The sequence below is a fragment of the Halomonas sp. DP5Y7-2 genome (assembly GCF_019802025.1).
Lineage (GTDB): Bacteria > Pseudomonadota > Gammaproteobacteria > Pseudomonadales > Halomonadaceae > Halomonas > Halomonas litopenaei_A.
Genome location: NZ_JAHVHY010000004.1, coordinates 554,356 through 566,139 on the forward strand (window position 1 = coordinate 554,356; position 11,784 = coordinate 566,139).

General features: G+C 62.3%; 8 protein-coding genes. All 8 read left to right on the forward strand.

Features of this window, described 5'->3' with window-relative positions:
• The first annotated feature begins 9 nt into the window (after positions 1–9).
• The 8 genes from KUW18_RS09230 (at position 10) to arcC (ending at position 11,620) form a co-directional block, all read left to right on the forward strand.
• Entirely contained in the window at positions 10–645 is a 636-nt protein-coding gene (locus tag KUW18_RS09230; protein ID WP_222483947.1) for a YqiA/YcfP family alpha/beta fold hydrolase, read from the forward strand.
• A gap of 70 nt (positions 646–715) precedes the next feature.
• Positions 716–2,596, forward strand: coding sequence for a DNA topoisomerase IV subunit B (gene parE / locus KUW18_RS09235; protein WP_206941016.1), 1,881 nt, complete (start codon positions 716–718; stop codon positions 2,594–2,596).
• An 86-nt stretch (positions 2,597–2,682) separates the two neighbouring features.
• Positions 2,683–4,944 (forward strand): DNA topoisomerase IV subunit A, encoded by a 2,262-nt coding sequence (gene parC / locus KUW18_RS09240; protein ID WP_222561231.1) that lies wholly within the window; start codon positions 2,683–2,685, stop codon positions 4,942–4,944.
• A gap of 64 nt (positions 4,945–5,008) precedes the next feature.
• A complete protein-coding gene (serB, locus tag KUW18_RS09245) occupies positions 5,009–6,217 on the forward strand; it encodes a phosphoserine phosphatase SerB (protein ID WP_222162841.1) in 1,209 nt (402 codons plus the stop codon).
• Between the two features lie 311 nt (positions 6,218–6,528).
• Positions 6,529–8,160 carry an arginine-ornithine antiporter gene (arcD, locus tag KUW18_RS09250; protein WP_315900658.1) on the forward strand — a complete coding sequence of 544 codons (1,632 nt, stop codon included), beginning with the start codon at positions 6,529–6,531 and terminating at the stop codon, positions 8,158–8,160.
• A gap of 87 nt (positions 8,161–8,247) precedes the next feature.
• Positions 8,248–9,504, forward strand: a complete 1,257-nt coding sequence (gene arcA / locus KUW18_RS09255; RefSeq protein ID WP_222162843.1) for an arginine deiminase — start codon at positions 8,248–8,250, stop codon at positions 9,502–9,504.
• Between the two features lie 98 nt (positions 9,505–9,602).
• The gene (locus tag KUW18_RS09260; RefSeq protein WP_206941006.1) at positions 9,603–10,613 is read left to right on the forward strand and encodes an ornithine carbamoyltransferase; all 1,011 of its coding nucleotides are present in this window, start codon (positions 9,603–9,605) and stop codon (positions 10,611–10,613) included.
• Between the two features lie 77 nt (positions 10,614–10,690).
• Positions 10,691–11,620 (forward strand): carbamate kinase, encoded by a 930-nt coding sequence (gene arcC, locus KUW18_RS09265; RefSeq protein WP_222561232.1) that lies wholly within the window; start codon positions 10,691–10,693, stop codon positions 11,618–11,620.
• Positions 11,621–11,784 lie beyond the last annotated feature (164 nt).

Below are 11,784 nucleotides of genomic sequence, written 5' to 3' on the forward strand. Positions count from 1 at the left end.
TTTTCCGTTATGCTGAGCCCCATGACGCCTCAGACGTCGCCAGTCGCCACCGGCATCTTGTACCTGCACGGGTTCAATAGCGCCGGGGCGTCGCCAAAGGCACGCCTGGTCAAGGCCGCCTGCGACGCACTGGACCTGCCCTGCGAGACCCCGGATCTGCCGTCACGCGCCGTCGATGCGCTGGCACTGGGCGAGTCCTTGATGTCGCGTCTCGGGCCGCAGCCGCTGGTCATGGGCAGTTCCATGGGTGGCTTTCTGGCCACGGTATTGGCCGAGCGACACGGGCTCAAGGCGGTATTGGTCAATCCGGCGGTGCGCCCGGCGCGGCTGGTCGATACTATGCTGGGCCAGAGCTTTGTGAACGCCTACACCGGAGAACGCTTCGTGGTCGAGCAGGGGCATCGTGACCAGGTGGCCCAGCTGACGCCCGAGAGCGTGACCCCATGGCGTTACCTGCTGCTGCTGGTGACCCAGGACGAGACATTGAACAGTCACGATGCGTTCGAGGCCTATCGCGGCGCCAGAGCGGTGCTGCATCCCGGAGGGGAGCACGGCTTCAATGCCCTGGCCGATTACCTGCCAGCGGTGTTCGCCCACGCCGGGCATCGCCTTGAACCAGGCGTGATGGCGCCGGTGATGGACTAGGCGCAGACCCTCGCGACTGGCGCCAAGGCAGAAAAGAGACGATTCCAGTCATCCTGATGATGGACCACGCATGACCCAATACAGTGCCAGTTCGATCGAGGTGCTTTCCGGGCTGGAGCCCGTTCGCAAGCGCCCCGGCATGTACACCGACACCTCCCGCCCGAATCACCTGGTGCAGGAGGTCATCGACAACAGTGTCGACGAGGCCCTCGCCGAGCACGCCAACGAGATTCGCGTGGTGGTGCGCGATGATGGCGGCATCGAGGTGTCGGACAACGGTCGTGGCATGCCCATCGACGTGCACCCCGAGCACGGAGTGTCGGGGATCGAGCTGATCATGACGCGCCTGCACGCAGGCGGTAAGTTCTCCTCATCGAGCTATCGCTTTTCCGGCGGTCTTCACGGTGTAGGGGTATCCGTGGTCAACGCCCTGTCCAGGCGCCTGGAAGTGGAAGTGCTGCGCGATGGCGAGCGCCACGCCATGGCCTTCGAGCACGGCGACAAGGTCGAGGATCTGCACGTCATCGGTACTGCGGCCAAGCGGGCCAAGGGCACGGTGGTGCGATTCTGGCCGGACGTCAGCTATTTCGACAGTCCCAATCTGGCCGTGGGCCGCCTCAAGCACCTGCTGCGCGCCAAGGCAGTGCTGTGCCCCGGGCTCAAGGTGGAGCTGGTCGAGGCCGATGGCACCGCCACCACCTGGCAATTCGAGGACGGTCTGCGCGACTACCTGGCCCAGACCACCGACGGCTACGAGGTCCTGCCAAGCTCGCCCTTCGTCGGTCACTTTGCCGACGACGAGCAGGCGGTGGACTGGGCGATCCAGTGGCTTCCCGAAGGCGGCGACTCGTTGATGGAAAGCTACGTCAACCTGATCCCCACCGCCCAGGGGGGCACCCATGTGAATGGGTTGCGCTCCGGCCTGCTCGACGCGCTCAAGGAATTCTGCGAGTACCGCAGCCTGCTGCCCCGTGGCGTCAAGCTGACCGCCGAAGACCTGTGGGAGCGCGTCGCCTACGTGCTGTCGGTGAAGATGCTGGATCCGCAGTTCGCCGGACAGACCAAGGAGCGGCTGTCGTCGCGCACCGTGGCGGGCTTCGTGTCCGGGGTGGTCAAGGACGCCTTCTCGCTGTGGCTCAACCACCATGTGGATCAGGCAGAGGCCTTGGCCGAGCTGGTCATCAGCGCGGCTCAGCGGCGCCAGAAGAGCTCCAAGAAGGTGGCCCGCAAGAAGGTAACCTCTGGTCCTGCACTGCCCGGCAAACTGGCCGACTGCAGCGGTCAGGACCCTGCCATGAGCGAGCTATTCCTGGTCGAGGGCGACAGCGCCGGCGGCAGCGCCAAGCAGGCACGCAACCGCGAGACCCAGGCGATCCTGCCGTTGCGCGGCAAGATCCTCAATACCTGGGAGGTCGACTCCCATGATATCTACGGCTCCCAGGAGGTCCACGACATTGCCGTGGCCATCGGTGCCGACCCGGCCAGCGCCGACCTGTCCAAGCTGCGCTATCACAAGATCTGCATCCTCGCCGACGCTGACTCTGACGGGCTGCACATCGCCACGCTGCTGTGCGCGCTGTTCGTGCGCCACTTCCCCTCGCTGGTCGACGCCGGCCATGTGTTTGTCGCCATGCCGCCGCTGTACCGCATCGATCTGGGCAAGGAGGTCTTCTACGCCCTGGACGAGAGCGAGAAGGCCGCCATTCTGCGTTCTCTGGAAGGCAAGCGCGGGACACCCAATGTTCAGCGCTTCAAGGGCCTGGGTGAGATGAGTCCGCTGCAGCTGCGCGAGACGACCATGGCGCCAGAGACGCGCCGCCTGGTGCAGCTGACCCGGGAAGATGGCGACGGCACGCTGGAGATGATGGACATGCTGCTGGCCAAGAAGCGCGCCTCGGACCGCAAGAGCTGGCTTGAAGATTACGGCAACCTGGCCGATATCGACGTCTGATCCGGCCGAGGCAGAGCGGGCGGCGCCGGTTGCGCCTGTGAATACCATGTCGTCGCTTGCGGCGACCAGGATGAGAACGAGGGAACATGACTCTGGACATTGAGGTGGCGGAGGGCGACGTCGAGCGACTGTCCCTGCGCGAATACACCGAGAAGGCCTACCTCGACTATTCGATGTACGTCATTCTCGACCGGGCATTGCCCCATATTGGCGACGGCATGAAGCCGGTACAGCGGCGCATCGTCTACGCCATGCGTGAACTGTCGCTGAACGCCAATGCCAAGTACAAGAAGTCTGCGCGTACCGTCGGTGACGTGCTGGGTAAGTTTCATCCCCATGGCGATAGCGCCTGCTATGAAGCCATGGTGCTGATGGCGCAGCCGTTCAGCTATCGCTATCCGCTGGTCGATGGCCAGGGCAACTGGGGCAGCCCCGACGATCCCAAGTCCTTCGCGGCGATGCGCTACACCGAAGCCAGGCTGTCGAAGTTTGCCGAGGTGCTGCTCAGTGAGCTGGGTCAGGGCACCGTGGACTGGGCGCCCAACTTCGATGGCACCATGAATGAGCCAGTGGTGCTCCCGGCACGGCTGCCCCACGTGCTGCTCAATGGCGGCACCGGGATTGCCGTGGGTATGGCCACGGATATTCCGCCCCATAACGTGCGCGAGGTGGTCGAGGCCACCTGCCAGGTGCTGCGTAACCCCTCGGTGACGACGGCGGATCTGATGGCGCACCTGCCGGGACCGGATTTTCCCACCCAGGCGGAGATCATCACTCCCCGCGCCGATCTCAGAAAGATCTATGAAAGTGGCCGTGGCAGCGTCAAGATGCGCGCCCGCTACGAGTTCGACAAGGAAGAAAGCCAGGTCATCATCACCGCGCTGCCGTATCAGGTCAGCGGGGCCAAGGTGCTCGAGCAGATCGCTGCCCAGATGCAAGCCAAGAAGCTGCCGATGGTGGCCGACCTGCGCGATGAGTCCACCCATGAGGAGCCGACCCGTCTGGTGATCGAGCCCCGCTCCAATCGGGTCGACATCGAGGCGATGATGGCGCACCTGTTTGCCACCACCGACCTCGAGAAGAACGTCAGGGTCAACCTCAACGTGATCGCTCTCGACGGCCGTCCGCGGGTGATGCCGCTGCCGGAGCTTTTGGGCGAATGGCTCGATTTCCGCCGTACCACGGTACGTCGGCGGTTGGAGCATCGGCTGGGCAAGGTCAACGATCGCCTGCACCTGCTGGAAGGTCTGTTGATCGCCTACCTCAATATCGATGAGGTGATCCGGATCATCCGTGAAGAGGATGAGCCCAAGAGCGCCCTGATCGAGGCTTTCGGTCTCAGCGATCGTCAGGCCGAGGCCATCCTGGAGCTGCGCCTGCGTCATCTGGCCAAGCTGGAGGAAATGAAGATCCGCACCGAGCAGAGTGAGCTCGAGGCGGAGCGCAAGCGGCTCGAGGAGCTGCTGGGCAGCGACGAGGCCATGACCGATCTGATCGAGCAGGAGCTCAGACAGGCGGCGGAAGAACACGGCGATGAGCGTCGCTCGCCCATCGTCGAGCGTGGCGAAGCCAAGGCGCTGTCCGAAGTCGAGCTGGTCGGTGCCGACCCGGTCACCGTGGTGCTGTCCGAGAAGGGCTGGATTCGCGCGGCCAAGGGCCACGATATCGATCCGGCTGGCTTGTCCTACAAGGCGGGAGATGCCTTCCATCTGGCCGCCCGGGGCAAGACCAACCAGCCGCTGGTACTGCTGGACGATACCGGCCGTGCCTACACCTTGCCGGCCCATCAGTTGCCCAGCGCCCGTGGCCAGGGCGAACCGGTGACCGGCAAGGTCAACGTGGTGGCCGGTGCGCATATGGCCGGGGTCATGCTGGCTCCCGGCGACTCCCGCTACCTGCTGGCCTCCGACGGCGGCTATGGCTTTGTTGCGCGACTCGAGGACCTAACCGGCAAGAATCGCTCCGGCAAGGCGGTGCTGTCACTGCCCAAGGGCTGCAACGTGCTGCCCCCGGTGGAGCTGCCGGCGGCCGAAGAGCTGACCGTGGCCACGGTATCCAACGAGGGGCGGCTGCTGCTGTTCCCGCTGGAGCAGTTGCCGGAGATGTCCAAGGGCAAGGGCAACAAGATGCTCGACATTCCTGGCGCCCGGGCCGCCCGGCGTGAAGAATTCGTGCGTGGACTGGTCGTGTTGGCCCCGGGAGATACCCTGGTGGTCCATGCTGGCAAACGTAAGCTATCGCTCAAGAATGGCGAACTCGACTACTATCGCGGCGAACGCGGGCGTCGGGGCAGCAAGCTGCCGCGCGGTCTGCAAAAGGTTGATCGGCTGGAGCGCGTCGAGGCCTGATCCTCGGTGGGGGTTCACGTTGTCGCCACCCCATACAAGGCGGTGAGGTTACAGGACAGACTACATGACCAGAAGAATCTTGATGCGTGCCACCGGCCAGGCTCGTCCTGGCCAGCTGGCCGGACTTGGCAAGGCGCTGGCCCGCAGCGGGGCAAGACTTCTCGATATCAACCAAAGCGTGACCTTTGGCATCGTCTCGCTGGAGGCCCTGGTGGCGCTGGATCACGAGGCGGACCTGGAAGGTGCGCTGGCCCACACCGGCGACGAGCTCGGGCTCGATGTGCAGGCGATCCAGATCAGCGCCGAGGAGTACCATCGCTGGAGCCAGACCGCGGGTCAGCCGCGCTGGATCATGACCTTGCTGGCGCCGCGACTGCCTGCCGGCATCCTGGCCGAAGTGGGCGCGCTGACGGCAGAGCATGGCCTGACGGTGGAGTTGATGCATCGCCTGTCCGGACGCGAGCCGCTGGACGGCGAGGCACCGGCCCAGGGCAGCTGCGTCGAATGCTGGCTACGCGGCGAACAGATCGATCTCGAGTCGCTGCGCGAGAAGGCCCTGGCCCTGGGCGCGGCCCACGGGGTGGATATCGCGCTGCAGGAAGACTCGATCTGGCGTACTCACCGTCGTCTGGTGTGTTTCGACATGGATTCGACCCTGATCAAGGCCGAGGTCATCGATGAGCTGGCCAGGCGTCACGGTGTCTATGACGAAGTGGCGGAGGTCACCGAGCGGGCCATGCGCGGTGAGCTGGACTTCCAGGAGAGCTTCCGCGAGCGCATGTCCAAGCTCAAGGGGCTGGATGAGTCCGTGCTGGCCGAGATCGCCGCTGAGCTGCCGTTAATGGACGGCGTCGAGACACTGATGGCTCAGCTCAAGCGGTTGGGCTATCGCACCGCTATCCTGTCCGGTGGCTTTACCTACTTCGCGCGCTATCTCCAGCAACGCCTCGGCTTCGATGAAATCCACGCCAATGAGCTGGTTATCGAGGACGGCAAGGTCACCGGTGAGGTGCGTGAGCCGATTGTGGATGCCGATCGCAAGGCGCTGCTGCTGCGCGAGATCGCCCAGCGCGAGGGCATCTCCATGGAGCAGACCATCGCCGTGGGAGATGGTGCCAACGACCTCAAGATGCTGGCGGCAGCCGGCCTGGGAATTGCCTTCAGGGCCAAGCCCATGGTCAGAGCCCAGGCGAGACAGAGTATCTCGACCCTTGGTCTTGATGCCGTGTTGTACCTGATCGGCTATCGTCAGGCGGATTTGGCGCAAGACTGACCGGCCAAGACTGATCGGCCAAGACTGATCGGAAAGGACATCACGCTGGATGGGGCACCATGCCAGCACACTCGAAAGGGGAGTCTTCGGACTCCTCTTTTTCGTTTGTCCTGTGCTTTCTCCCTGCGTGTTCGCCGTGTCTCGGCGCGTTCTCGTATTCTCTGCGCGTTCTCTCATGCTGTGTGTTGTTCTGTTCACAACGTCTTTTGGGCGGCTTTCTGGTGCAGGTGTCTCTTTTATGGCGTCCTGAGGAAGAGGAGTGGACGTTCGTGAAAGTGCCCAATGCTTGACCCAAGTGGTGGTCACATGAGGTGGCTATCGTTGCCGTCCAGGCATGCAGATCAATGATGTGTTGTGGAGCCGCATTTCATGATCGATGTCGAATAAATTCGTCTTACTTCACGCTGTTGATACGAGTCACCGAAGAAGGGAATACCTCGGTTTGGGGCGTTATCGCGGAGAAAAAAGAGCGTAGGCTGAATCGGCAAACTTTTTGTTCCTGCGAGGAAGCCTCCATGGAAACACCCAGACATAAGCTCGGGCTTTGTGCACTGCTTGCGCTGGTCGTTGGTTCGATGATTGGTGGAGGAATCTTTTCACTGCCGCAGAACATGGCGGCAAGTGCGTCTCCCGGAGCGATGCTGATCGGATGGAGTATTACGGCGGTCGGCATGTTGGCGCTGGTGTTCGTCTTTCAGACGCTGGCAAATCGAAAGCCGGAACTGGATGCCGGTATCTATGCCTACGCCAAGGCGGGGTTCGGCGACTACCTTGGTTTCTCTTCTGCCTGGGGCTACTGGATCAGCGCCTGGCTCGGAAATGTCAGTTATTTCGTTCTTCTTTTCAGTACCCTCGGTTTCTTCTTTCCCGCTTTCGGTGATGGCAATACGCCGCTCGCGGTGCTGTGCGCCTCAATGCTGCTATGGAGCGTTCACTGGCTTGTCTCGAGGGGCATTCAGCAGGCGGCATATATCAATATCGTGACCACCGTCGCCAAGGTGGTTCCGCTGGTGATGTTCATCGTGCTGGCGTCGATTGGGTTTCGGCTGGACGTCTTTACTCTGGATATCTGGGGGCAGGCTAACCCTGATCTTGGCAACGTGATGGATCAGGTGCGCAACATGATGCTGGTGACGGTGTGGGTGTTCATCGGCGTCGAGGGCGCGAGCATCTATTCCTCGAAGGCTCGGGAACGTCGCGATGTGGGGCGGGCCACTGTGCTCGGCTTTCTCGGTGTACTGCTGCTGTTGGTCATGGTCAACGTCCTGTCCATGGGCATCATGTCCCAGCCTGAACTCGCGGGTCTTAAAAACCCTTCCATGGCGCTGGTACTCAGCCATGTGGTGGGTCCCTGGGGGGGATACCTGATCAGCGCAGGCTTGGCGATCTCGCTATTGGGAGCCTTGCTGTCGTGGACGCTACTGTGCGCCGAGATACTTCGTGCCGCTTCCAGTGACGGCACCATGCCCGCGGCCTTGAGCAGGGAAAACGTCAACAAGGTGCCGGTCAAGGCGCTATGGCTATCCAATGGCCTGATCCAGGTGTTTCTTCTGCTCACGCTGCTCAGCGAGTCGACCTATCTCAGTCTCTTGTATCTCGCCAGCTCGATGATTCTGGTGCCTTACCTCTGGTCCGCTGCCTATGCCCTCATGCTGACGTTGAAGGGCGAGGGGTACGAGGGCTCCCCGGAAGATCGCCTGAAGGATGCTTGCATCAGTGGCTTGGCCACGCTGTATGCCCTTTGGCTTCTGTATGCGGGAGGTATCCAGTATCTGCTGCTCTCGGCGCTTCTCTACGCGCCAGGCGCGATCCTGTTTATCTGGGCTAAGCGTGAGCGCGGTGAGGCTGTTTTCAAGCGCTACGAGATGATCATTTTTATGGCGACTGTCGGTGCTTTTGCCTTGGCAGTGGCAGGTCTTTATCAAGGGTGGTTAAGCCTCTAGGGGGAGTCGAATAGAGTAGGTGAAAGAGGTTCTGGAGAGTGACTTTCTGATACGAATTCCCTTGTTTATAGGGGAAGGAGAAAAGCGATGAAGACAGGCGGTTCTCGATTGGGTGTGTACTCGGAAGTGGGTAAGCTTCGCAAGGTCATGGTGTGTTCACCGGGGCTTGCTCACCTCAGGCTGACGCCCAGTAATTGCGACGAGCTGTTATTCGATGATGTGCTCTGGACCAATCAGGCGAAGCGTGATCACTTCGACTTCGTGACCAAGATGCGTGAGCGTGATGTCGAAGTGCTCGAGATGCACAATCTGCTGACCGAAACACTGGAAAATCGTGACGCGGTGCGCTGGATTCTGGACCGCAAGATCACCTCCAACCTGGTCGGCCATGGTCTCGCGGATGAAGTTCGCGCCTGGCTGACCGACCTTGAGCCTCGGCGTCTCGCCGACTTTCTGATCGGCGGGGTGTCCTGGGCGGATATCACCGAGAGTCATGGTGGCGAGACCCTCAAGACCTTCCGTGACTATCTGGGGCGCTCGAGCTTTGTGCTGCCGCCGTTGCCCAACACCCTGTTCACTCGCGATACCACCTGCTGGATTTACGGTGGTGTCACCCTCAACCCCATGTACTGGCCGGCCAGACGTCAGGAAACCTTGCTGACGTCAGCCATCTATCGCTTCAACCCGAGGTTTGTCGGCGCCGACTTCAAGGTGTGGTACGGCAACCCTGATCAGGACCACGGTGCTGCAACGCTGGAAGGTGGCGATGTTATGCCGGTGGGCAACGGCGTCGTGTTGATCGGTATGGGGGAGCGTACCTCGCATCAGGCCATCGGCCAGGTGGCCAGCGCCTTGTTCCGGGCGGGTGAAGCCGAACGGGTCATCGTGGCGGGCTTGCCGCGTTCTCGTGCCGCGATGCATCTGGATACGGTGTTCAGCTTCTGTGATCGCGATCTGGTCACGGTCTTCCCGGAGGTGGTCAAGGATATCGTGCCGTTCAGCCTGCGCCCGGACGAGAGCAAGCCCAGTGGCATCGACGTGCGACGCGAGAATCAAGGCTTCATCGAGGTCGTGGCCGAGGCCCTTGGTCTGCCCAGGCTGCGTGTGGTGGAGACCGGCGGCGACAGCTACGAGGCCGAGCGCGAGCAGTGGGATGACGGCAACAATGTGGTCGCCCTCGAGCCCGGTGTGGTGGTCGGCTATGACCGTAATACCTACACCAACACCTTGCTGCGCAAGGCGGGCGTTGAGGTCATCACCATCAGTGCCAGCGAACTGGGGCGCGGACGTGGTGGCGGTCACTGCATGACCTGCCCCATTTCCCGCGATGCCGTCGACTACTGATACCGGCTTGTGACGTCGATCGCTGACGTCAGCGGAACCGTCTTTTTCTCTTTTGGCTTCCCATCGACGGCTGCCAGGCAGCCGTCAAGGAGACACTCATGGCGTTCAACATCCACCATCGTCACCTGCTGTCACTGATGCATCACTCCGAGCGCGAGCTGCGCTACCTGCTGGACCTGTCTCGTGATCTCAAGCGCGCCAAGTACAGCGGCTGCGAGACCCAGCGGCTGAAGGGCAAGAACATTGCGCTTATCTTCGAGAAGACCTCCACCCGCACCCGCTGTGCGTTTGAAGTGGCCGCCTATGACCAGGGCGCCAATGTGACCTACATCGACCCGACCTCGTCCCAGATCGGTCACAAGGAGTCCATGCGTGATACCGCTCGGGTCCTGGGACGCATGTATGACGCCATCGAGTATCGCGGCTTCAGCCAGGAGGTGGTGGAGGAGCTGGCGGCCTTCTCTGGGGTGCCGGTGTACAACGGGCTGACCGATGAGTACCACCCGACCCAGATGATCGCTGACGTGTTGACCATGCGTGAGCACGCGGAGAAGCCGCTGCACGAGATCTCCTTCGCCTATCTGGGCGATGCGCGCAACAACATGGGCAACTCGCTGCTGCTGATCGGCGCCAAGCTGGGCATGGACGTGCGTATCGCCGCGCCAAGGGCGCTCTGGCCGGATGAAGAGCACCTGGCTAACTGTCGTCGCTTTGCCGAGCAGAGTGGGGCACGACTCTGCCTGACCGAAGATCCCCAGGAAGCGGTCAAGGGCGTCGACTTCATTCACACCGATGTGTGGGTCTCCATGGGTGAGCCGGTGGAGGCCTGGGCCGAGCGCATCGACCAGCTGCTGCCCTATCAGGTCAACCAGGCCTTGCTGGCGGCGTCGGGCAACCCTCGGGTCAAGTTCATGCACTGTCTGCCCGCCTTTCACAACTGCGACACCAAGGTGGGGCGTCAGGTCGCCGAGCAGTATCCGGTCCTCAAGAACGGTATTGAAGTCACCGAGGAGGTGTTCGAATCCCCGGCCTGCATTGCCTTCGAGCAGGCGGAAAACCGCATGCACACCATCAAGGCGGTAATGGTGTCGACGCTGGGAGATGTGTGAGTCGCTGGCGTCGATGTTGGGCTGAACCTGGCGAGTGGCCTGGTGCCGCTCGCCAACCTGAACCGGGAGAGTAGCGTATGCGTATCACCATAGCGCTTGGCGGTAATGCACTGCTGCGACGAGGCGAAGTCATGAATGGGGACGCCCAGCGCGCCAACATTCGTATCGCCTGTGAGCAGATCGCGCGAATCGCATCGGGCAATGAGCTGGTGATTGCCCACGGCAACGGGCCCCAGGTAGGCCTGCTGGCGCTGCAGGGGGCGGCCTATGACGAGGACAATGCCTTCCCGCTGGATGTGCTGGGGGCCGAGACCGAGGGCATGATCGGCTACATGATCGAGCAGGAGCTGGGCAATCTGTTGCCTGGCGAGGTGCCGTTCGCCTCGCTGTTGACCCAGGTGGAAGTCGATGCCGCTGACCCGGCCTTTGCTCACCCTACCAAGCCGATCGGTCCCATCTACTCGAAGGAAGAGGCCAGTCGTCTGGCGGAGCTCAAGGGCTGGGCCATGGCCAAGGACGGTGATCATTATCGCCGGGTGGTGCCGAGTCCCAGGCCCAAAAGGATCTTCGAGATTCGCCCACTGCGCTGGCTTCTTGAGCGGGGCACTGTGGTGATCTGTGCCGGCGGCGGTGGGATCCCCACGGTGTACGCTGAGGACGGCAAGCTTCAGGGCATCGAGGCTGTCATCGACAAGGACATGTGCTCGTCGCTGCTGTCTCGAGAGCTCGCCAGTGATCAGCTGATCATCGCCACGGATGTTGACGGTGTCTATCTGGATTGGGGAACGCCCCAGAGCCGGCGGGTGGCGGAGGCCGACCCTGACAGCTTGGAAGCGCTCGACTTCGCTAGCGGGTCCATGGGCCCCAAGGTGCAGGCGGCCTGTGAGTTTGTGCGAGCCAGCGGCAAGACGGCGGTGATCGGAGCACTCGCTGATATCGAGGCCATCGTGGCGGGACGTGCCGGCACCCGCATTACTGCTGAGGCGCAGGGCTTGTCCTTCGCCTGAATGGCTTGCCGCAAGGGAGTGCCCCTGGCTGGTGACGGACTTGGCGAGATGGCAGTGCCGCTGGTGGTCCCCTCGTCTGAGGGGGGCTGGGTACCGCCGATGGGGGAGCGCCGCAGCCAGGCAGGGTCGTTAGGATGGAACCCTCGGAATGGCGTTAGGGGCGC

Excerpts from the sequence above, each read along its gene's own strand:
- parC (WP_222561231.1), top strand. The coding sequence starts at position 2,683 with ATGACTCTGGACATTGAGGTGGCGGAGGGCGACGTCGAGCGACTGTCC.
- arcC (WP_222561232.1), top strand. The coding sequence starts at position 10,691 with ATGCGTATCACCATAGCGCTTGGCGGTAATGCACTGCTGCGACGAGGC.
- arcA (WP_222162843.1), top strand. The coding sequence starts at position 8,248 with ATGAAGACAGGCGGTTCTCGATTGGGTGTGTACTCGGAAGTGGGTAAG.
- KUW18_RS09230 (WP_222483947.1), top strand. The coding sequence starts at position 10 with ATGCTGAGCCCCATGACGCCTCAGACGTCGCCAGTCGCCACCGGCATC.
- parE (WP_206941016.1), top strand. The coding sequence starts at position 716 with ATGACCCAATACAGTGCCAGTTCGATCGAGGTGCTTTCCGGGCTGGAG.
- serB (WP_222162841.1), top strand. The coding sequence starts at position 5,009 with ATGACCAGAAGAATCTTGATGCGTGCCACCGGCCAGGCTCGTCCTGGC.
- KUW18_RS09260 (WP_206941006.1), top strand. The coding sequence starts at position 9,603 with ATGGCGTTCAACATCCACCATCGTCACCTGCTGTCACTGATGCATCAC.